General features: G+C 73.5%; 15 protein-coding genes and 1 pseudogene. 12 read left to right on the forward strand and 4 right to left on the reverse strand.

Annotated features, from left to right (window positions below; all coding sequences use genetic code 11):
- Window positions 1–422 precede the first annotated feature (422 nt).
- The 6 genes and pseudogenes from ACIO92_RS23850 (at window position 423) to ACIO92_RS23875 (ending at window position 8687) form a co-directional block, all read left to right on the forward strand.
- Window positions 423–1343, forward strand: a complete 921-nt coding sequence (locus ACIO92_RS23850) for an LLM class F420-dependent oxidoreductase (protein WP_366443165.1) — start codon at window positions 423–425, stop codon at window positions 1341–1343.
- Between the two features lie 19 nt (window positions 1344–1362).
- A complete protein-coding gene (locus ACIO92_RS23855; RefSeq protein WP_366443166.1) occupies window positions 1363–2124 on the forward strand; it encodes an SDR family NAD(P)-dependent oxidoreductase in 762 nt (253 codons plus the stop codon).
- A gap of 107 nt (window positions 2125–2231) precedes the next feature.
- A complete protein-coding gene (locus ACIO92_RS23860; protein WP_366443167.1) occupies window positions 2232–3356 on the forward strand; it encodes an LLM class flavin-dependent oxidoreductase in 1125 nt (374 codons plus the stop codon).
- 127 nt (window positions 3357–3483) lie between these two features.
- Window positions 3484–5268: pseudogene (locus ACIO92_RS23865) on the forward strand (amidohydrolase family protein); the annotation flags it as partial.
- Window positions 5265–6722 (forward strand): aldehyde dehydrogenase family protein, encoded by a 1458-nt coding sequence (locus tag ACIO92_RS23870; protein ID WP_401241505.1) that lies wholly within the window; start codon window positions 5265–5267, stop codon window positions 6720–6722. The pseudogene ACIO92_RS23865 and the gene ACIO92_RS23870, both read left to right, overlap by 4 nt.
- Window positions 6723–7121: 399 nt before the next feature.
- Window positions 7122–8687, forward strand: a complete 1566-nt coding sequence (locus tag ACIO92_RS23875) for an APC family permease (RefSeq protein ID WP_366443169.1) — start codon at window positions 7122–7124, stop codon at window positions 8685–8687.
- Window positions 8688–8805: 118 nt separating this feature from the next.
- Here the strand turns inward: ACIO92_RS23875 and ACIO92_RS23880 are convergent, their stop codons facing one another.
- Both ACIO92_RS23880 and ACIO92_RS23885 read right to left on the reverse strand, forming a co-directional pair.
- Window positions 8806–9018: a hypothetical protein gene (locus ACIO92_RS23880; RefSeq protein WP_351789597.1), complete on the reverse strand. Its 213-nt coding sequence runs from the start codon at window positions 9016–9018 to the stop codon at window positions 8806–8808.
- Between the two features lie 125 nt (window positions 9019–9143).
- Window positions 9144–9611, reverse strand: coding sequence for a carboxymuconolactone decarboxylase family protein (locus ACIO92_RS23885; protein ID WP_366443170.1), 468 nt, complete (start codon window positions 9609–9611; stop codon window positions 9144–9146).
- A 255-nt stretch (window positions 9612–9866) separates the two neighbouring features.
- Here ACIO92_RS23885 and ACIO92_RS23890 point away from each other — a divergent pair, with 255 nt between their 5' ends.
- The 3 genes from ACIO92_RS23890 to ACIO92_RS23900 all read left to right on the forward strand — a co-directional run bounded on the left by ACIO92_RS23890 (window position 9867) and on the right by ACIO92_RS23900 (window position 13665).
- Entirely contained in the window at window positions 9867–10697 is an 831-nt protein-coding gene (locus ACIO92_RS23890) for an LLM class F420-dependent oxidoreductase (protein WP_366443171.1), read from the forward strand.
- A 64-nt stretch (window positions 10698–10761) separates the two neighbouring features.
- Window positions 10762–10920, forward strand: coding sequence for a hypothetical protein (locus ACIO92_RS23895; protein WP_402283240.1), 159 nt, complete (start codon window positions 10762–10764; stop codon window positions 10918–10920).
- A gap of 150 nt (window positions 10921–11070) precedes the next feature.
- Complete coding sequence (locus tag ACIO92_RS23900; RefSeq protein WP_366443173.1) at window positions 11071–13665, forward strand: bifunctional FO biosynthesis protein CofGH; 2595 nt, start codon at window positions 11071–11073, stop codon at window positions 13663–13665.
- 126 nt (window positions 13666–13791) lie between these two features.
- Here ACIO92_RS23900 and ACIO92_RS23905 read toward each other — a convergent pair whose 3' ends face one another.
- A complete protein-coding gene (locus tag ACIO92_RS23905; RefSeq protein WP_366443282.1) occupies window positions 13792–14847 on the reverse strand; it encodes a helix-turn-helix transcriptional regulator in 1056 nt (351 codons plus the stop codon).
- A 265-nt stretch (window positions 14848–15112) separates the two neighbouring features.
- On the opposite strand from ACIO92_RS23905, the gene ACIO92_RS23910 reads away from it, so the two are divergent.
- Together ACIO92_RS23910 and ACIO92_RS23915 are read left to right on the forward strand one after the other, a co-directional pair.
- Window positions 15113–18796 (forward strand): S8 family peptidase, encoded by a 3684-nt coding sequence (locus tag ACIO92_RS23910; protein ID WP_401241514.1) that lies wholly within the window; start codon window positions 15113–15115, stop codon window positions 18794–18796.
- A 238-nt stretch (window positions 18797–19034) separates the two neighbouring features.
- Window positions 19035–20153 (forward strand): ADP-ribosylglycohydrolase family protein, encoded by a 1119-nt coding sequence (locus ACIO92_RS23915; RefSeq protein WP_366443175.1) that lies wholly within the window; start codon window positions 19035–19037, stop codon window positions 20151–20153.
- A gap of 75 nt (window positions 20154–20228) precedes the next feature.
- On the opposite strand, the gene ACIO92_RS23920 is transcribed toward ACIO92_RS23915, so the two are convergent.
- Complete coding sequence (locus ACIO92_RS23920) at window positions 20229–21011, reverse strand: SDR family oxidoreductase (RefSeq protein WP_366443176.1); 783 nt, start codon at window positions 21009–21011, stop codon at window positions 20229–20231.
- A gap of 82 nt (window positions 21012–21093) precedes the next feature.
- Here ACIO92_RS23920 and ACIO92_RS23925 point away from each other — a divergent pair, with 82 nt between their 5' ends.
- Window positions 21094–21927, forward strand: coding sequence for a hypothetical protein (locus ACIO92_RS23925; RefSeq protein WP_366443177.1), 834 nt, complete (start codon window positions 21094–21096; stop codon window positions 21925–21927).
- The last annotated feature ends 26 nt before the right edge of the window (window positions 21928–21953 follow it).

The following is a 21953-nucleotide window of genomic DNA, read 5'->3' on the forward strand; positions in this document are numbered from 1 at the left end:
GGCCTCTCCGGCCCTCCGGCCTCTCCGGCCCTCCGGCCTCTCCGGCCCTCCGGCCTCTCCGGCCCTCCGGCCTCTCCGGCCCTCCGGCCTCTCCGGCCCTCCGGCCTCTCCGGCTCGGCCCTCACCGGCTCCGCCCCGCCCGGCGTCCGGTCCGCACCGGATCGCCCGGCGAAGACCGGGCCCCATCCGGCCCCGGGCCCCGTCCGGCCCCGGGCCCCGTCCGGCCCCGGGCGCACCCGGCGTCCGATCCCCGCCACCCCCCGGCCCGTCGTCGTCCACCCCGGCGGAGTCGCCCGGCGTCCCTCCCGGCCCGTCCGAACTCCTCCCGCACAAGCCTTGTCTGATGGACCGTCAGGTATGAGCATGGTCCCGCTCGTCCACACGGCGAGCCGTCAGGTGCGCACGGCTCCGAGGGGGTTCCCATGGTGGTCTACGGGATGCAGCTGCCCGTACAGTCGCAGTCCGCCCTCTACGCCGAGCCCTGGGAGGCGACCGCCGGGCCCGCCGATCTGCTCGCCGTCGCCCGCGCCGCCGAGGCCCACGGCTTCGACTACCTCGCGAGCTGCGAGCACGTGGCGATCCCGCGCCGCCTCGCCGACGCCATGAGCACCGTCTGGTACGACCCGGTCGCCACGCTCTCCTTCCTCGCCGCCGCCACCGAGCGGGTCCGGCTGCTCTCGCACGTCGCCGTCGTCGGGCTGCGCCATCCGCTCGCCACGGCCAAGGCGTACGCCACCCTCGACCACCTCTCCGGCGGACGGCTCGTCCTCGGGGTCGGCGCCGGGCACGTCCGGGAGGAGTTCGACGCCCTCGGCGTGGACTTCGCCCGCCGGGGCGCCGTCCTCGACGAGACCCTCGACGCGCTGCGCGCCGCCCTCGGGCCCGAGGAGTACCCGGAGCACACGGGCGAGCTGTTCTCCTTCAAGGAGCTGGGCCAGCGGCCCCGGCCCGTCCAGGAACGCGTCCCGCTCTGGGTGGGCGGCTCCTCCCCGGCGGCCGTGCGCCGCGCCGCGCTCAAGGGCGACGGCTGGCTGCCGCAGGGCGACCCGCGCGAGCGGCTCGCCGAACAGATCGCCACCCTGCTCCGGCTGCGCGCCGACGCGGGCGTCGCCGAGCCCCTGACGGTCGGCGCCATCACGGAACCCCTCCACGTCGGCACGCCCGCCTGGCGGGTCGGCCGCCGCACCCTGAGCGGCCCGCCGGAGGAGCTGGCCGCCTCCCTGCGCGCGTACGGGGAGATGGGGGTGCACCAGATCCAGGTCCGGTTCCGGTCCCGGAGCCGTACCGAACTCATCGACCAGATGGCGGCCTTCGGCACGGAGGTCGCCCCCCTTCTGAACTGAACCGAGGAGCGTGGCGGGCATGGGCAAGCTCGACGGGCGGGTCGTCCTGATCACCGGGGCGGCGCGCGGACAGGGCGAGCAGGAGGCGCGGCTGTTCGCGGCGGAGGGCGCGCGGGTGGTGCTCGCGGACGTCCTCGACGGGCCGGGGGAGGCGCTGGCCGGGGAGCTGGGGAAGGAGCGGGCGGCCTACGTCCGGCTGGACGTGACCCGCGAGGAGGACTGGGCGGCGGCGGTGGCCGTGGCGAAGGAACGGTTCGGCGGGATCGACGGGCTGGTCAACAACGCGGGCATCCTCCGCTTCAACGAGCTGCTCTCGACCCCCCTCGAAGAGTTCGACGCGATCGTCTCGGTCAACCAGAAGGGCTGCTTCCTGGGCATCCGCGCGGTCGCGCCCGAGATCGCGGCGGCGGGCGGCGGCACGATCGTCAACACGGCCTCGTACACGGGGCTCACCGGCATGGCCGGGGTCGGCGCCTACGCGGCCTCCAAGCACGCCGTCCTCGGACTGACCCGGGTCGCGGCCCTGGAGCTGGCCCCGAAGGGCATCCGGGTGAACGCGGTCTGCCCGGGGGCGATCGACACGGCCATGAGCAACCCGGAGGGCGTGGACCCGGCGGCCACGGCGGAGCTGTACCGCAAGCTCGTGCCGCTGGGGCGGATCGGACGCCCGGAGGAGGTCGCGGCCCTGGCGCTCTTCCTGACCGGGGAGGACTCCGCGTACATCACGGGCCAGCCCTTCGTGATCGACGGCGGCTGGCTGGCCGGGGTCAGTCTGTTCTGACGGGCCGTCAGGTATTGACGACCCCACCCCGTGGTGCGAAAGTCTGGCACATCATGAATCTGACGGATCGTCAGAATCATTGGAGACGACGAGGACGGTGAACCCCCTTGGAATTCGGGATCTTCGTACAGGGATACGTCGGCAAGCGTGCCGAGACCGATCCCGAAGCCGAGCACAAGGCGCTCATGGAGGAGACCGAGTACGTCATCCAGGCGGACCGGTCCGGCTTCAAGTACGCCTGGGCCTCGGAGCACCACTTCCTGGAGGAGTACTCCCACCTCTCCGCCAACGACGTCTACCTGGGCTACCTCGCCCACGCCACCGACCGCATCCACCTCGGGTCCGGCATCTTCAACCCCCTCGCCCCCGTCAACCACCCCGTGAAGGTCGCCGAGAAGGTCGCCATGCTCGACCACCTCTCCAGCGGCCGGTTCGAGTTCGGCTCCGGCCGGGGCGCGGGCTCCCACGAGATCCTCGGGTTCATGCCGGGCATCACCGACATGAACCACACCAAGGAACTCTGGGAGGAGACCATCGCCGAGTTCCCCAAGATGTGGCTCCAGGACGAGTACCAGGGCTTCCAGGGCAAGCACTGGTCCCTGCCGCCCCGCAAGATCCTCCCCAAGCCGTACGGGAAGTCCCACCCCGCCATGTGGTACGCGGCCGGGTCCCCCTCCTCGTACGCCATGGCCGGACACAAGGGCCTCGGCGTCCTCGGCTTCAGCGTGCAGAAGGTCTCCGACATGGAGTGGGTCGTCGACTCCTACAAGACCGCGATCAAGGAGGCCCGCGCGATCGGCGACTTCGTCAACGACAACGTCATGGTCACCTCCACCGCGATCTGCGCCGAGACCCACGACAAGGCCGTCGAGATCGCCGTCGGCGGCGGACTCAACTACCTCCAGTCGCTGCTCTTCCGCTACCACGACACCTTCCCCCGCCCCGAGGGCATCCCCGAGTGGCCCGAACTGCTCCCCGAGTACTCCGCCGAGATCATCGAACTCCTCATCCAGGAGGAACTGATGATCTGCGGCGACCCCTCGGAGGTCCTCGCCCAGTGCAAGCGCTGGGAACAGGCCGGCGCCGACCAGCTCTCCTTCGGGCTCCCCATCGGGATCTCGTACGAGGACACCATGAACTCGATCAAGCTGATCGGCGAGCACGTCATACCGAAGATCGACACCGACCCGGTCCACCGCACCACCCGCTTCCGGCAGGCCGCGGGCGCGTAACGCACCCACGCGTGGGCGGTGTCTTCCCGGACCGCCGCCCACAGCGCCCCGACCGCGGCGGCCCGCGGCCGGGGCACGCCCGCGTCCCGGCCCGCCCGGCCCGGCGCGCGCATCCGGCGCGGGGCGGGCCCGCGCCGGGACCGGGAGAGACCCCGAGCGGAGAGGGACCGTCATGCTCGACCACCTCATCACGGGCGCCACCGTCGTGGACGGCACCGGCGCCCCCGCCTTCACCGCCGACATCGGGCTGCGCGACGGCCGGATCGCCGTCGTCGCCGAGCCCGGCGCCGTCCACGAGGAGGCCCGGACCACCGAGGACGCCACCGGCCTGGTCCTCACCCCCGGCTTCGTCGACCCGCACACCCACTACGACGCCCAGCTGTTCTGGGACCCGTACGCCACCCCCTCCATGAACCACGGCGTCACCACCGTCGCGGGCGGCAACTGCGGCTTCACCCTCGCCCCGCTCCACCCGGACCGGCCCGAGGACGCCGACTACACCCGCCGCATGATGTCCAAGGTGGAGGGCATGGCCCTGAAGGCCCTGGAGGAGGGCGTCGACTGGAGCTGGTCGTCCTTCGCGGAGTACCTGGACGCCCTGGACGGCCGGATCGCCGTCAACGCGGGCTTCATGGTCGGCCACTGCGCGCTGCGCCGGTACGTGATGGGCGCCGACGCCGTCGGCGGGACGCCCACCCCCGAACAGCTCGACCGGATGGTCGCCCTCCTCAAGGAGGCCATGGCGGCGGGCGCCTGGGGGCTCTCCACCACCCAGTCCGCCACCCACTCCGACGGCGACGGCGCCCCCGTCGCCTCCCGGCACGCGGCCCCCGAGGAGCTGATCGCCCTCTCCCGCGCGGTCGGCGAACACGAGGGCACCCAGCTGGAGGCCATCCTCGCGGGCTGCCTCGACCAGTTCTCCGACGCCGAGATCGACCTGTTCGTCGCCATGACGGCCGCCGCCGGACGCCCCCTCAACTGGAACGTCCTCACCATCGACGCCGCCGTCCCCGAACGCGTCCCGCGCCAGCTCACCGCCTCCGAACGGGCCCGGGAGTCCGGCGGCCGGATCGTCGCCCTCACCATGCCGATCCTCACCCCCATGAACATGTCCCTCGGGACCTTCTGCGCGCTCAACCTCATCCCCGGCTGGGGCGAGGTCCTCGCCCTGCCCGTCCCCGAACGCATCGCGGAACTCCGCGACCCCGCCGTCCGCGCCGAGATGCTGCGGCGCGCCGACTCCCGGGAGGCGGGCGTCTTCCGGCGGCTCGCGGACTTCGGCCGGTACGTCGTCGGGGACACGTACAGCGAGGAGAACGAGGGGCTCACCGGCCGGGTCGTGAAGGACATCGCCGCCGCGCGCGGCCAGGACTCCTTCCAGTGCCTGGTCGAGATCTGCGCCAACGACGACCTCAGGACCGTCCTGTGGCCGATGCCCCCCGACAACGATCCGGCCTCCTGGGAGCTGCGCCGCGCGACCTGGGAGCACGAGGACGTCCTGCTCGGCGGCTCCGACGCGGGCGCCCACCTGGACCGGATGTGCGGCGCCCCCTACACCACCCGCTTCCTCGGCGACTGTCTGCGCGGCCGGAAGCTCGTCCCCCTGGAGAACGCGGTGCGGATGCTGACCGACGACCCGGCCCGGCTCTTCGGGCTCCGCGAACGCGGCCGGATCACCGAGGGCTTCCACGCCGACCTGGTCCTCTTCGACCCGGAGCGGATCGACGCGGGCCCGGCGACCCTGGTGCACGACCTGCCGGGGGACAGCCCCCGCCTCGACTCCCGCGCGGTGGGGATCGTGTCGGTGCGGGTCAACGGCGTGGAGACGGTACGGGACGACGAGGTGACCGGCGCGATCCCCGGCAGGGTGCTGCGCTCGGGCCGTGACACGAGGACGGTGAGCACCCGATGACCCGTACCGAGCGGCTCTTCGTGGGCGGGGAGTGGGTCGAGCCCGCCCTCGGCCACTACGAGGTGGTGAACCCGGCCACCGAGGAGGTCGTCGGCCTCGCTCCCGAGGCGTCCCGGGCCCAGGTCCACGAGGCCGCCGCCGCCGCCCGCGCGGCCCTCGCCTCCTGGTCGCGCACCGGGCCGCAGGAGCGGGCGGCGATCCTCGACCGGGCCGCCGATCTGATGGCCAGGGACGCGGAGGAGAACACCCTGCTGGCCCGCGCCGAGACGGGCGCCACGACCGGCACCGCGCGCGGGATGCAGGTCGCGGTGGGCGCGGCCCGCTTCCGGCGGTACGCGCGGGGCGCCCTGGAACCCGTCGAGCAGGCGCTGCCCCCGCAGATCAACGAGGCTGGCCCGATGGGCCGGGCCGGGGTGTTCGGCGCGGTCGCGGTGCGCCGCCCGGTCGGCGTGGTCAGCTGCATCACCTCGTACAACAACCCCTGGGCCAATCCGGCGGGCAAGGTCGCCCCGGCGCTCGCGATGGGCAACACGGTCCTGGTGAAGCCCGCCCCGCAGGACCCGCTGTCGGTGTACGCGATGGCCCGCGCGCTCGAAGAGGCCGGGGTCCCGCCGGGTGTCGTCAACGTGGTGACCGGCTCCTCGGCGGAGTCCGGGCGGGCGGCCGTGGACTCCCCGGACGTCGACATGGTGTCCTTCACCGGCTCCACGGAGGTCGGGCAGGCGATCGGCGAGGTCTGCGGCCGTGAGCTGAAGCGGCAGCTGATGGAGCTGGGCGGCAAGGGCGCGGCGCTGGTCCTCGACGACGCCGACCTGGACTCGGCGGTCATGGGGATCGGGACGACGTTCTCCTTCTACAGCGGACAGATCTGCACCGCCCCCACCCGGGTCCTCGCCCAGCGCGGGATCTACGAGCGGCTGGTGGAGAAGCTCACCGGCTACCTGCGGCACCTGCGGGTGGGGGACCCGGCGGAGCGCGGCACGGTCGTCGGCCCGGTGATCTCGGCGGCCCACCGCGACCGGGTGGAGGCGTACGTGGAGCTGGGCCGGAAGGAGGGGGCGCGGATCGTCGCGGGCGGCGAGCGGCCGGACCTCCCGAAGGGCTTCTACGTGGCGCCGACGCTGCTGGCCGACTGCACCCCCGGGATGCGGGTGGTGCGGGAGGAGATCTTCGGGCCGGTCGTCGTGGTGGTGCCCTTCGACGACGAGGAGGAGGGGATCGCCCTCGCCAACGACAGCGACTACGGCCTGATCGACTACGTGTGGTCCGGCGACGTGGCCCGCGCCTTCCGGATCGCGGCCCGGCTGCGGGCGGGCGGGGTGGGCGTGAACACGATCGGCCGGAACATGGAGGCGCCGTTCGGCGGGTTCAAGAAGAGCGGGGTCGGCCGGGACGTGGGCTCGTACGCGCTGCACGCGTACAGCGAACTCCAGGCGGTGGTGTGGCCGGGGTGAGCCGGGATGGGCCGGGGGCCGCGAGGGAGGTCCGGGCGGTCCGGGGCCCGGGGACTCCCGCCCCGGGACTCCCGGCCCCGAGCACCTCGGGGCCGTAGGTCCTCGGGCCCCGAGGACCTACGGCCCTGGCCCGGACGCGGACCGGGAGGGGCGGCCTCGGGGGAGCCTTCGGAAAAGCCCTCGGGAAATTTTGAAATCGGACATTTCGGGCAGGGCTGCGGTTCCCGCATATCGGACACGGGTCGACCGACCTACCAGTTGGTCGGTACGTAGTGGTTGTCGATCTTTCAATCATTGGCGGGTGTCTGATTCGACCCCCGTATTGCAAGGCGATGATCGATCAGATGAGCGGATTTGGATCTTCCGGATGTGGAAACCGCATGATTTAACGTCCTGTTCATGACTCAGGTGGAAGCCCGGCCTCCGGCCGGAGACACGGTAAGGGGCGTCGATGCCCCTGGCGACACCAACGGCGTGCGCACCAAAGGCCTCGGCGGGAACTCCGTCGGCCTCCTCGGCAGTGCCGTCATCGGCATCTCGACCGTCGCCCCCGTCTACTGCCTGACCTCCACCCTCGGCTCGACCGCGGGCGAGGTCGGACTGCAGATGCCCGCCGTCTTCCTCGCGGGCTTCCTCCCGATGCTCCTCGTCGCCTTCGCGTACCGGGAGCTCAACCGGGTCATGCCCGACTGCGGCACCTCCTTCACCTGGACCGTGAAGGCCTTCGGCCCCAAGATCGGCTGGATGTGCGGCTGGGGCCTCGTGATCGCGACGATCATCGTGCTCTCCAACCTGGCCGGGGTGGCGACCTCCTACTTCTGGCTCCTCGCGGGCGAGATCAGCGGCAACGCCTCCATCGCCGCCCTGGACGACAACAAGGCCGTCCACATCCTGACCTGCCTGGCGCTCATCGCCGCCGCCACCGCGATCAGCTACCGGGGCATGACCGCCACCAAGGGCGTCCAGTACACCCTCGTCGGCCTCCAGCTCGTCGTCCTCGCCGTCTTCGTGGGCATGGCCCTGTCGAAGGCCGGGTCCTTCGAGACCTCGGTGGACTTCTCCTGGTCCTGGATGAACCCCTTCGCGGTCCAGTCCTTCGCCGCCTTCACCGCCGGCCTCTCGCTCTCGATCTTCATGTACTGGGGCTGGGACGCCTGCATGGCGACCAACGAGGAGACCACCGGCAGCGCCAGGACCCCCGGCCGCGCCGCGCTCATCGCGATGGTCGTCCTGGTCGGCTCCTACCTGGCCACCGGCGTCGCCGCCCAGATGACCGTCGGCTCCGGCGAGCAGGGCCTCGGCCTCGCCAACCCGGAGACCTCCGACAACGTCTTCGCCGCCCTCGCCGGACCGGTCATGGGCCCGACGCTCGGCGTCCTGCTCTTCGTCGCCGTCCTCGCCTCGGCCGCAGCCAGCCTCCAGACGACCTTCATCCCGGTCGCCCGCACGGTCCTCGCGATGTCCACGTACGAGGCCCTGCCGAAGTCCTTCACCAAGGTCCACCCGGTCTTCAAGACCCCCGGCAAGGCGACCGTCGTCGCCGGTGTCGCCACCGGCGTCTTCTACACGGTGATGACCCTGGTCAGCGAGCACGTCCTGGTCGACACGATCTACGCGCTCGGTCTGATGATCTGCTTCTACTACGCGCTGACGGCCTTCGCCTGCGTCTGGTACTTCCGCGGCGAGCTGTTCCGCTCCGGCCGTGACTTCGCCTTCAAGGGCCTGATGCCGCTGCTGGGCGGGACGATGCTGACCGCCGTCTTCGGCAAGACGCTCTACGACATGTGGGACCCGGCGTACGGTTCCGGCTCCGCCGTCCTCGGCGTCGGCTCGGTCTTCGTGATCGGCGTCGGACTGCTGCTGCTCGGCGTGGTGATCATGCTGGTCATGCGGCGCAGGAGCCCCGCCTTCTTCCGGGGCGAGGTCCTGACGAAGGAGACGCCGTCGCTGGTGATCGCCGACTGACGGCCCCCTGACGGCCTCCGGGCCGTCCCGGAGAAGCACGAAGGTGGCGGGCCCGTGGGGGGTCCCGTCACCTTCGTCGGTCTCCGTGCTGTTCTCGGCCGTCTCCCCGGCCGGGTGGTCAGTGGCGGGGGAGCAGGCTCTCCACCATCGTGTTCGCGGGCGGCAGGTCGGGCGAGGCGGCGGGCTTGGCCTTCGGGTTCAGGACCCCGCTGAGCGGCACCACCGAGGGCAGGTTCAGGCCCCCGGTGTCGGCGGCGGCGGTCCCGGCGGCGAGGGCGCCGCCACTCGCGGCGAAACAGGTCAGGGCGACGGCGGTCAGGATCTTCTTCATGCCCGCACCAACGCGGAGGGAGTACGTCCGGTTACGACCGGATGCCCTCGGGCCCGGGGCCCGGGTGCGGAGGCTCACCGGGCCCGCTCGTCGCTCCGGGCGCGGGCCGTGGCCCCCGCGTCCGCTCACAGGCCCGTTCCGGCCGGCTGCCGGACGGTCACGTTCAGGCGGTTGAACAGGTTCGTGAGGCCGACCATCAGGACGATCGAGGCGAGCTGCCTCTCGTCGAAGTGGTCGGCCGCCGCGTCCCAGATCTCGTCCGGCACCGCGTCCGGGGCGTCGGCCAGCCGGGTCGCCGCCTCCGCCAGGGCCAGGGCCGCCCGCTCCTCCTCGGAGAAGTACGGGGTCTCGCGCCAGGCGGCGACCGCGAACAGCTTCTCGTCGCCCACCCCGTTCTTCCGCGCGCTCCTCGCCCCGAGGCCGACGCAGAAACCGCAGTTGTTGATCTGGCTGGCCCGCAGGTGCACCAGCTCCAGGACGGACTCGGCCACCCCGCCCCGCCGGGTGGCCTCCACCAGGTCCTGGATCGCGGCTCCGGCCTCCGGCAGGACGTGGGCGGGGTTGGTCATGCGGGCCTCGGGCTCGTACGTCATGACGATCGCTCCTCGACGTCTCGGGGGCGGGTCGTCCCGCCGCTTCCACCGCACTGACGGACCGCGCGCCGGAGATGTGACGAGTTCCCGAGAACTTTCTCCCCGGCGTCCCCGGCCTTCCCGACGGAGCCCGGGAGACGGCCGCAGGCCAGGGCGGCCCCCGGCCCCGTACGGGCCGCGCGGCGGCGGCCGGGGCCCGAGCCCGGGGCGGCCGGGCCCCTCGGAAATCCGGCCCGCACGCCCTACCGTGCCCCCATGCGGATCTCGACCACGATCTTCCTGACCGACGAGACCATCACCCCCCTGCGGCTCGCCCGCGCACTGGAGGAGCGCGGCTTCGGCGGGCTCTACCTGCCCGAGCACACCCACATCCCCGTCGAACGGACCACGCCCTACCCGATGGGCGGGGAACTGCCCCGGGAGTACGCCCGCACCCTCGACCCCTTCGTGGCCCTCGCCCAGGCCGCCGCCGTCACCGAACGCCTCCACCTCGGCACCGGCGTCACCCTGGTCGCCCAGCACGACCCGATCGCCCTTGCCAAGCAGGCCGCAACCCTCCATCACCTCTCCGGCGGGCGCTTCACCCTGGGCGTCGGCTTCGGCTGGAACCGCGAGGAGGCCGCCGACCACGGCGTGGACTGGGCCACCCGGCGGGACCTGGTCGCCGACCGGGTCCATCTGATGCGGGCCCTGTGGGCGCCGGAACCCACCGCGTACGAGGGGAAGCACGGGGACTCCGTACGCGCCTCCGAGGCCTGGCCCAAGCCCGCCGGAGGCGCCCTCCGGGTCCTCGTGGGAGGGGCGGGCGGCCCCAAGCTGTTCGCCGCGACCGCCGACTGGGCCGACGGCTGGCTGCCGATCGGCGGCGGAGGCCTGACGGAGGCGCTCCCGGCGCTCCGCGAGACCTGGGAGCGGGCGGGCCGCGACCCGGAGACCCTCCACATCGTCCCGTACGCGGTCCTGCCCACCCCCGGCAAGCTCGCCCACTACACGGACCTCGGCTGCGAGGAGGTCGTCCTCCAGCTCCCGTCCGCGCCGGAGGAGGAGGTGCTGCGGACGCTGGACGCGTACGCCCCGTTCGTCTGAGAACAGGTGCTCGCCCGATGTCCGACCGTACTTCGGAACACGTTGCCGAAGTACGGGGCACGTCATGGGGTGCACCCTCCCCTCGGTCTTCCCCTGGGTGCGGCACCTCTCGGCCGAGGACCACGGCGAGGCGGCGCTCCGTGACACCGAGCGGGGCGACGGCGTCGCCCCGCCACCGGCACCCTCGGCGGACGCGTCCACCCGCAGTGGGAGTACGAGGTGACCGCAGGGGGCCGGGTCCGGTATCCCGTCGACGCCCTCCGCCGTACGGTGCACCTGGTGTACGCCGCGCCGAGGCACCCCAAGGACACGGACCGACCTTCCCTGCGGGCACCCGAAGCGCCGGGGCGTGCGGCGCTCGTATGCTCGGTTCATGACGGATCACCAGGAAGCCCGGCCCACCGCGAACGCCATGCGACGTGCCCTGCGCAGAGCCAGGGACGGGGTCGCGCTCGACGTCGGCGAGGCCGCCGTGCTGCTGCGGGCGCGCGGTGACGACCTGGCCGATCTCGTCGCCTCCGCCGGACGCGTCCGCGACGCCGGTCTCGCGGCGGCCGGACGCCCCGGGATCATCACGTACTCGAAGAGCGTCTTCATACCGCTCACCCGCCTCTGCCGCGACAAGTGCCACTACTGCACCTTCGTCACCGTCCCCGGCAAGCTCCGCCGGGCCGGGCACGGCATGTTCATGTCCCCGGACGAGGTCCTCGACATCGCCCGGCGCGGTGCCGAACTCGGCTGCAAGGAAGCCCTGATCACCCTCGGCGACAAGCCCGAGGACCGCTGGCCCGAGGCCCGCGAATGGCTCGACGCGCACGGCTACGACGACACCGTCGCGTACGTACGGGCCATGGCGATCCGCATCCTGGAGGAGACCGGTCTCCTCCCGCACCTCAACCCAGGGGTCCTGTCCTGGACCGACTTCCAGCGCCTCAAGCCCGTCGCCCCCTCGATGGGCATGATGCTGGAGACCACCGCCACCCGCCTCTGGTCCGAGCCCGGCGGCCCCCACCACGGTTCCCCCGACAAGGAACCCGCCGTCCGCCTCCGCGTCCTGGAGGACGCCGGACGTTCCTCCGTCCCCTTCACCTCCGGGCTGCTCCTCGGCATCGGCGAGACCCTGGAGGAGCGCGCCGAGTCCCTGTTCGCGCTCCGCCGGATCTCCCGCGCCTACCACTCGATCCAGGAGCTGATCATCCAGAACTTCCGCGCCAAGCCGGACACGGCCATGCGCGGAATGCCGGACGCGGCACTCGACGACCTCGTCGCCACCGTCGCCGTGGCCCGGCACATCATGGGCCCCGCCGCCTGCCTCCAGGCCCCGCCGAACCTCGTCGACGCGGAGTACGAGCGGCTGATCGCGGCAGGCGTCGACGACTGGGGCGGGGTCTCCCCGCTCACCATCGACCACGTCAACCCCGAGCGGCCCTGGCCGAAGATCGAGGAACTGGCCGAGCGGTCCCGCGCGGCCGGATTCGAGCTGCGCGAACGCCTCTGCGTCTACCCGGAGTTCATCACCCGGGGCGAACCCTGGCTCGACCCCAGGATCGTCCCGCACGTCCGCGCCCTCGCCGACCCCGTCACCGGCCTCGCGAACCCCGAGGCGCCCGTCAGGGGCCTGCCCTGGCAGGAGCCCGACGAGACCTTCACCGGCACCGGCCGCACCGATCTGCACCACACCATCGACACCACCGGCCGCACCCACGACCGGCGCGACGACTTCGACGAGGTGTACGGCGACTGGGAGTCGCTCCGTGAGGCCGCCGCCCCCGGGATGGTCCCCGAGCGCGTCGACGCCGACGTCCGCGAGGCCCTCGCCGTCGCCGCCGACGACCCGACGGGGCTCACCGACGCCCAGGCCCTGGCCCTGCTGCACGCCGACGGGCCCGCGCTCGACGCGCTCACCCGGATCGCCGACGACGTCCGCAGGTCCGTCTCCGGCGACGAGGTCACCTATGTCGTCACCCGGAACATCAACTTCACCAACGTCTGCTACACCGGCTGCCGGTTCTGCGCCTTCGCCCAGCGCCGCACCGACGCCGACGCGTACACCCTCTCCCTGGACCAGCTCGCGGACCGCGCCCAGCAGGCGTGGGACGTCGGCGCCGTCGAGGTCTGTATGCAGGGCGGCATCCACCCCGACCTGCCCGGCAGCGCCTACTTCGACATCGCCCGCGCGGTGAAGGAGCGCGTCCCCGGGATGCACGTGCACGCCTTCTCCCCGATGGAGGTCGTCAACGGCGCCACCCGCACCGGCCTCTCCATCCGGGAATGGCTCACCGCCGCCAAGGAGGCCGGACTCGACTCGATCCCCGGCACCGCCGCCGAGATCCTCGACGACGAGGTCCGCTGGGTCCTCACCAAGGGCAAACTGCCCACCGCCACCTGGATCGAGGTCATCACCACCGCCCACGAACTGGGCCTGCGGTCGAGCTCGACCATGATGTACGGGCACGTGGACCAGCCCCGGCACTGGCTCGGCCACTTCCGCACCCTCTCCCGCGTCCAGCAGGAGACCGGCGGCTTCACCGAGTTCGTGACCCTCCCCTTCATCCACACCAACGCCCCCGTCTACCTCGCGGGCATCGCCCGCCCCGGCCCGACCGTCCGCGACAACCGCGCGGTCACCGCGATGGCCCGTCTCCTCCTCCACCCGCACATCCCCAACATCCAGACCAGCTGGGTGAAACTGGGCGCGGAGGGCGCCGCCGAGATGCTCCGCTCGGGCGCGAACGACCTCGGCGGCACCCTGATGGAGGAGACCATCTCCCGGATGGCCGGATCGAGTTACGGCTCGTACCGCTCTATCCGCGACCTGGAGGCCATCGCGGAGGCGGCCGGACGCCCGGCGAAGCCCCGCACGACCCTGTACGGCGAGGTCCCGGAGGAACGGCAGCGCGCCGCCCGGACCTCCGACGGCCATCTCCCCGAACTCCTGCCGGTCCTCCCGCCGGAGGGTACGGCCTGACGGAACCGGCCGGGCGGAACCGGCCGGGCGGCGGGTCCGGCCGGGGCGAGAAGCCCCGACCGCCCGCCGCCCCGCCCACTGACCCGCCCGCCGATCCGAGCCGCCCCGCCGCCCCGCCGGGAAGGCTCAGCCCAGCCAGCCCCGTTGCGCCGCCTGCCACACCAGCTGGGTCCTGGTCAGGGCTCCGGCGCGGTGCATCAGGGCCTGGACCCGGCGCTGGACCGTGCGCTGGCTGACCCACAGCTGGGAGGCGATGGCCTTGTCCGCGACCCCGGCGACGATCAGCGACAGCAGATACCGCTCGTCGTCGGCCAGCTGGACCGCCGGGCGCGGGCCCTCGCCGAGGTCGGCCAGCTCGCCGGAGTCCGTGACGTGCAGCGGGGAAGCCGCCGCCCACTGGCTCTCGAACAGGGCGATCAGCGCGTCCAGCAGACTGCTGCTGTGGACCACGGCGGCGGTCGGCTCGCCTCCCCGCCCGGCCGGGTCCCCGGCCCCCTCCGCCCCGGCCCCCTCGCCCCGGCTCTCGTACACCAGGGGGCAGATGGCCATGGAGCTGTCCGCTATCACGAGGCGGACCGGCAGCGATCCGACGGCCGCCCGCGCCTGCTCGCCCGCGCGGATGCTCCGGGCGACGTTGTCCACCATGCCGGGCACTTCGAGCAGTTCGCGCTCGTAGATCGTCTTGTACCGCACCCCCCGGGCGAGCAGCTCCCACTCCTCGTCGTTCTCCGCCGCCGCCAGCGCCACCGGACGCGCCTTGCAGAGCCAGCGCATCTCGCCCGCCGCGTACGCCATGTGCCGCAGCCGCTGCCGGATCACACCCGCCCCGGTGATCACCTCGACCAGCTGCCCGGCGTCGTGCCGACGGCCCCCGGCCCGGTACTCCTCGGCGAGCTGCTCCACCCCCCGCCGCGCCCACTCCAGGGCCTCGTGCCCGCGCAGCAGCAGCGGGCGCAGTGCCGCGTCGGGCGCCACCGGCACGTACCGCTCGGGGCCGCCCTCCGGCGGATCGGCGACCCGTCCCACCAGACCCTTGTCGTGGAGCGACGCCAGCAGCCAGTGGACCCGTGCCACGTCGAGGCCGAGCCGCGCGGCGATCCCGGCGGCGTCGGACTCCCGCGCCCCGACCAGGAAGCGGTACACGCGTTCCTCCGTGGCGCCGACCCCCGCCGCCTCCAGCATGTGCCCTTCTCCCACGACGCCCTCCCCCGCCCCGGCCGACGCGACCGCTCCCGAACAGGGCGTGATCAAACCACACCAACCCCATGGGAAACGAGAGTCCGCATTACCACAGGGGCCCCATCCCCGGGCGGTGAACGGCGCGAAGTGGCGGCGGGTGGACATGTCGCTTCTTCGTCAGTCGCGGACCGTAGCGGAGGTGATCCTTTCTGTTGACTCTTGGTTCCGCCGGACACGGACCCCCCGCCGGCGGAAGGAGCGCCTCACCATGCGACGCAGACGGAGAACCGCACTGCTCAGCTTCGCCCTGGCGGCCACCATGGCCGCCGGAGGCTTCGCGTACGGTGCCGCCCCCCTCCCGGCGGCCGGGGAGGACGCGGTGACCGCCGCGCCCCGGGACGCTGTCCGCACCGCGACAGTCACCCTGGTGACCGGCGACAAGGTGACCGTCGCCACCCGGGCCGGGAAGACCGTGGCCGTCAACGTCACCCCGTACCGGGCCAACGCCACCGGACTGCGCACCTACACCGTCGGCACCGACGTCTACGTCATACCCCGGGACGTCGAGCCGCTGATCAACAACGGCCGGGTCGACAAGCGCCTGTTCAACGTCACCCGGCTCGTCGCCCAGGGCTTCGACGACGCCCACCGCACGGCCACCCCGCTGATCGTGCGCTACGACTCCGCCACCGCCCCCACCCCCGACGGCGCCCGCCTCACCCGCGAGCTCCCCGGTGTGCGCGGCGCGGCCGTCAGCGCCGACAAGGCGAAGGGCGACACGTTCTGGGAGGCCGTCGACGACGACAGCGCCCGCGCGGGCACCCCCCGGGCCCGGCTCTCCGGCGGCATCCAGCGCCTCTGGCTCGACGGCAGGGTCGACGCCCTCCTCGACCGGAGCGTCCCGCAGACCGGCGCCCCCGAGGCGTGGGCCGCCGGATACGACGGCACCGGCGTCAAGGTCGCCGTCCTCGACACCGGCGTCGACGCCACCCACCCCGACCTCGCCGACCGCCTCGTCGAGAGCCGCAGCTTCGTCCCCGGCGAGACCGCCCGCGACGGCCACGGCCACGGCACCCACGTCGCCTCCACGATCCTCGGCAGCGGCGCCGGCTCCGGAGGCGCGTACAAGGGCGTGGCCCCCGGCGCGAAGCTGCTGGTGGGCAAGGTCCTCGGCGACGACGGCTCCGGCTCGGAGTCCGGCATCATCGAGGGCATGGACTGGGCCGCGCACTCCGGCGCCAAGGTCGTGTCCATGAGCCTCGGCGGCCAGGAGGGCGCCGACGGCACCGACCCCATGTCGCTCGCGGTCAACCAGCTCACCGCGAGCACCGGCGTCCTGTTCACCGTCGCCGCGGGCAACAGCGGCCCCGGCGCGAAGACGGTCGGCTCGCCCGGCGCCGCCGCCGCGGCCCTGACCGTCGGCGCGGTCGACTCCGCCGACGCCGTCGCGAACTTCTCCAGCCGGGGCCCGCGCGGTGACGGCGGCCTCAAGCCGGAGATCACCGCCCCCGGCGTCCGGATCGTCGCGGCCCGCGCGGCGGGCACCACGATGGGCACCCCCACCGGCGACCTCTACACCAGCGCCAGCGGCACCTCCATGGCCACCCCGCACGTGGCGGGCGCCGCCGCGATCCTCGCCCAGCGCCACCCCGACTGGACGCCCGCGCAGCTGAAGAGCCAGCTGATCAGCACCGCGAAGACCACCGCCGACACCTCCGTGTACGCCCAGGGCGCCGGACGCGTCGACGTGGCGCGCGCGGTCCGCCAGCCGGTCTCCGCCAGCGGCACCGTCGACTTCGGCCTGCGCGGCTGGGACGACTCCGCCCCGGTCGAGAAGAAGATCCAGTACGTCAACGGCGGCGACGCCCCCGTCACGCTCGCGCTCACCCTGGGCGCGGCGGGCGAGCAGCTCCCCGCCGGTGTCCTCGCCCTGGGCGCCGACTCGGTGACCGTACCGGCGCACGGCACCGCCGAGGTCGCCGTCACCCTCGACAGCGCGGGCGTCACGACCGGTTCGCACGGCGCCCACGTCACCGCCCGCGCCGCCGACGGGACCACGGCCGTCACCGCCATCGGCTTCGGCCGGGACGTGCAGCGCTTCGACGTCACGCTCAAGGTCCTCGACCGCGACGGCAAGCCCACCAAGGGCGTCGCGGCGGTCACCGACACCGCCCTGGACAAGGTGCAGCTCCCGGAGACGTACCCGGTCGGCGAGGACGGGACCGTCGTGATCCGGGTCCCGCGCGGCGAGCACTCCTTCACCGCGGAGGTCTTCCACTACAGCCCCGACTGGAGCAGGCTCCACGAGTACACCTACGCGGCCCGGCCCGGCGCCCTGATCGACTCCGACCGGACCCTGGTCTTCGACGGTTCCAAGGCGGGCCGGGTCACCATGACCACCCCGCTGCCGTCCGAGGCCAACCGGGTCAGGGTCGGCGTCTTCGCCCGCGCCACCACGGGCCCGATCCACGACCGCGAGACCTGGCTGGGCGGTGAGACGGCGGTGTACTCCGTGCCGTCGGAGTCCACCGAGGACCGCCTCTTCGAGTCGCGCGTCGGCTGGACGCTCTCCGCCCCCGCGCTCTCGGCCCGGCTCCTCGGCCACGGCGGTCGCACCCTCGACGCCTCCTACTTCCAGGGCTGGATCGGCTCCGCCCGCTTCGACGGCACCCGGGTCCTGCGGGTCGCCCGGCCCGGCGAGGACGTCCGGGGCAAGGTCGCGCTCGTGAAGCGGGACGACGCGAAGACCACGACGTACGCGCAGGTCGACGCCGCAGCCGACGCCGGAGCGGTCGCCGTGATCGTCGCCAACGACACCCCCGGCAACTGGCTGGCGAGCCACTGGCGCCAGCAGGAGACCCGCATCCCCGCGATGACGGTCTCCGGCGCCGAGGGCGAGCGCCTGATGTCCCTGTCCGGCGCCCGGATCGTGTTCTCCGGCACGGCGGTCAGCCCGTACTCCTACGACCTCCTCAAGTACACCGACGGCCGGGTCCCCGCCGACCAGCGCTACCGCGTCCGGGCCGGGGAACTCGCCACGGTCGACACCCGGTTCCACGGCGCGACCGCCGGGGCCGAGGCCGGATACAGCAGGCTGACCCGCTCCCCGATGCAGCCGGTGGCGAACTTCCTCTACGGACGGGTGACGCTCCAGCGGACCCTGACCGAGTACGTCACCCCGGGCGTGAGCACCGGCGAGGCCATGAAGCTCGGCCCCGTATGGACGGCGGGCGGCGCCTGGCAGGTCACGACCGGCACCACGCTGGCCCCCGGCCAGAAGGTGCGCCGCGACTGGAACAAGGCCGTGGTCCGCACCGCGCTGCCGGACGGACTGGACAACGCGGCCGTCCGTGACGGCTCCCTCGCCGGGATCGCGGCCGTCGGCCTCCTCGACAGCGGCTCCGGCCGGTGGACCGCCCTGCGCGGCGGCGCCGACAAGGAGCTGACCACGGTCTACCGGGACGGCACCCTCCTCGGTACCGCCCCCTCCGCCTCCGTCGCCTTCCCGGTGGTCCCGGAGCGCGCCGAGTACCGCGTGGTCACCGACGTGCGGCGCGGCGAGCCGGGCTGGACGACCTCCACCGAGGTCCGCACCGACTGGCGCTTCCACTCCGAGCGGGCCGAGGGCCGGACGGCGCTGCCCGTCCTGTCGGTCGACTACCGCCTCGGCACCGATCTGGCCAACAGCGCCCGGACGAAGTCCCGGACGTCCGTCGGCCTCGGCGTGCGGCACCCCAAGGGCCTGACCGGCTCGAAGATCACCGGGGTGAAGCTGTGGGCCTCGTACGACGACGGTGCCTCCTGGCGGCAGGTCCGCCTGGACGGCGCCCTGAACGGCCGGATCGACAACCCGTCCGCCGCGGGCTTCGTCTCGCTGCGGGTCACCGCCACCGACGCCGACGGCAACTCCGTCGACCAGACGGTGACGAGGGCCTACCAGGTCCGCCGCTGACGGTCCGCCGGAGGATTCCCGGGGATCCCCGGGGGACCGCTGAAGAACCTCCGGAGGACCGCTGAAGGAAGGCCGGGGCACCCCCACACGGGAGCCCCGGCCTTTCGCCTTCCCCCGGCCAACTGCGGTCAAAAGTGGCCGGAAGGGCGACGGATCACATAACGTTCCGGCCCCCGAGCGGGCGTACCCGGTCCATTACAGTGCTGCGCAGACCGGTCTACGGGGGAGGGGGCGCGTCGTGGCCACGACAGCCGCGGCCGTGTGGGGCCGCGCCGAACAACAGGACTTCCGCGCCCGCGTCCGGGGCTGTCTGCTCGGCGGCGCCCTCGGCGACGCCCTGGGCGCGGGCGCCGAGGGCCGTACGCTCGCCGAACTCCGCGAGGCCCACGGCCCCGAGGGGCTCACCGAGCCCGCCCCCGCGCACGGCCGCCGGGGCGCGGTCACCGCCGCCACCCAGATGGGCCTGTTCACCGTCGACGGCCTCATCCGCGCCCAGGTCCGCCGCGACACCGGCGCCTGGCACCCGCCCACCGACGTCCACCGGGCCCATCTGCGCTGGGCCGCCACCCAGCGCGACTGGGGCCCCGACGAACGGCGGGAGGACAACGGCTGGCTGGCCCGCGAGGAGTGGCTCTACGCCCGCCGCAACCCGCCCCGCGCCTGCCTCACCGGCTTCGGTGACGAGGTCCTCGGCACCCTCGGCAAGCCCAAGAACCCGGCCGCCGACGACTCGGGCGCCCTCGTCCGCTCCGCCCCCTTCGGCCTGCTCGTCGGCTGGGAACCGCAGCTCGTCTGCCAGCTCGCCGTGGAGTGCGCCGCGCAGAGCCACGGAGCCCCCGCCGCCGGACTGGCCGCGGGCGCCTTCGCCGTCATCGTGCACGGGCTCGCCCGGGGCGGCACCGTCGAGGCGTCCGTCGACCGGGCCCTGGAACAGCTGGCGGCCCGCCCCGGCCACGAACGGGTCGGCGAGGCGCTCGACCGCGCCCTGGCGGCCGTACGGGAAGGGGCGCCGGACCCGGACCGGGTGACCGCGCTCGGCGCGGCCGAGGACCGGGCGGAGGGACAGCTGGCGGCGGCCGTGTACTGCGCGCTGGTCGGCGAGGACGTACGGCACGGGCTGCGGCTCGCGGTGAACCACGACGGCCCGTCGGCGGCCACCGGGGCGCTCACGGGCGCGCTGCTCGGCGCCCTGCACGGCGAGACGGCCCTCCCCCCGGCCTGGCTCGCGGAGCTGGAGGGCCGCCCGACGGTCCTGGAACTCGCGGACGACTTCGCGATGGAGATGACCCAGGGCCCGGCCCTCCACAGCCCGACGGACGCCTCCCCGGGCTGGCTGACCCGCTACCCGAGAGCCTGACGGGGGACGCCCGCGGGGCGGTCCGGGACCGAAGGCGCCCGGCGGCCCGGCGCCCCCGTCCCCCCCCGGGAGGGATCACCGCATCAGCTCTCCCGCGTTGACCAGCAGGGACTGGCCGGTGATCGAGCGGGAGCGGTCCGAGGCGAGGAAGGCCACGGTGTCGGCCACGTCCCCGTCGGTCGCGAGCTCGGGCAGGGCCATCCGTTCGGTGAGGCGTCCGAGGACCTCCTCCTCCGGCACCCCCTCGGTGTGCGCGGTGAACCGTACGTACGCCTCGACCGGCGGCCCCCACATCCAGCCCGGGAGCACGGTGTTGACCCGTACGCGGTGCGGTCCCAGTTCGTGCGCGAGCGAGTACATGGCCGAGGTCAGCGCGCCCTTGGAGGCCGCGTACGCCGCCTGCCGCACCTGGGTGGGCGCGGCCACGGCCGACTGGGTGCCGATCAGGACGACCGAGCCGCCGCGCTCCTTGAGCGCGGGGAGGCAGGCCCGGGTCATCCGCAGGGTGCCGAGGAGGTTGACGTCCAGGACGCCCTGCCAGGTGGCGAAGTCGGCGTCCTGAAGGCCGCCGAAGTACGAGTCCCAGGCGGCGACGTGGACGACCGCGTCGATCCCGCCGAAGCGCTCGACGGCGAGGGCGGCCAGCGCCTCGCACTGCTCCTCGTCGGTGATGTCGGTGACCCGGTGCGCGGTCCGGTGCCCCGCCGGGTCGATGGCGGCGGCGGACTTGACGAGGTTGGCCCCGGTGCGGGCGCCGAGGACCGCGTTCCCGCCGTCCCCGACGACCGTCTCGGCGACGCGGTGGCCGAGCCCCGCGCCGACCCCCGACACGACGACCGTCTTCCCCCGGAGCAGCATCCCGACCCCTCTCGCCCCTGGCCATTCATCTGACGGCCCGTCAGGGTAGGTCTCCGTCACCGACTTGGGAAGGGGTACGAGCGTGAGCGAGGAGACCCGCAGCGAGACGTACGCGGAACTGGCCGCCGTGGGCCCGTACGGGGTGCGGCCGGGGCACGCGCTGATCACCATGGTCGAGCCGCACCCGGGCCACGAGTACGCGTACAACCGCTGGTACGAGGACGACCACTACTACGCGGGCGCCATGGCCATGCCCTGGATGTACGCGGGCCGCCGCTGGGTCGCCACCCGTGAACTCCGGGAGCTGCGGGTCCCGGAGGACTCCGCCGTCGCCCGGCCGGTCACCACGGGCTGCTACCTCTCCACGTACTGGATCACCGAGGGCCGCTACGACGAGCACATGAAGTGGACCGTCGGCATCAACAAGCGGCTCAACCGGGACGCCCGCGTCCACCGGGAACGGACCCATGTCTTCACCGCGTTCCAGGACCACGCGGCGACCGTCTACCGCGACGGCGCGGCGGGCCCGCGCGACCTCCACGCCCTCGACCACCCCTACGCGGGGCTGATCCTCCAGGTCGTCGACGCCGAGGACCCCGGGGAGCGGGCGGCCCTCCTCGACCACCTGCGCCACCGTGAACTGCCCCGCCGCCTCGCGGGCTCACCGGCGGCGATGGTCACCGTCTTCCGCCCGACCCCGCTGCCCGGCGACCGCATGACGTACGTGAAGCAGGTCGAGGCCGTCGACACCCGCCTCACCCTCCTGTGGTTCCTGGAGGAGGACCCCCGCACCTGCTGGCAGGACCATTTCGCCGACTTGGGGGCCCTGGACGCCCCCGCCGCCCGGGTGGAACTGGTGGCCCCCTTCGTCCCCACGGTCCCGGGCACGGACCGGTACGTGGACGAACTGCGCTGAGCCCCGGGCGCGGCCGGAGCCCTGCC

Origin of the sequence: Streptomyces sp. NPDC087215, from assembly GCF_044744885.1 — a bacterium.
Lineage (GTDB): Bacteria > Actinomycetota > Actinomycetes > Streptomycetales > Streptomycetaceae > Streptomyces.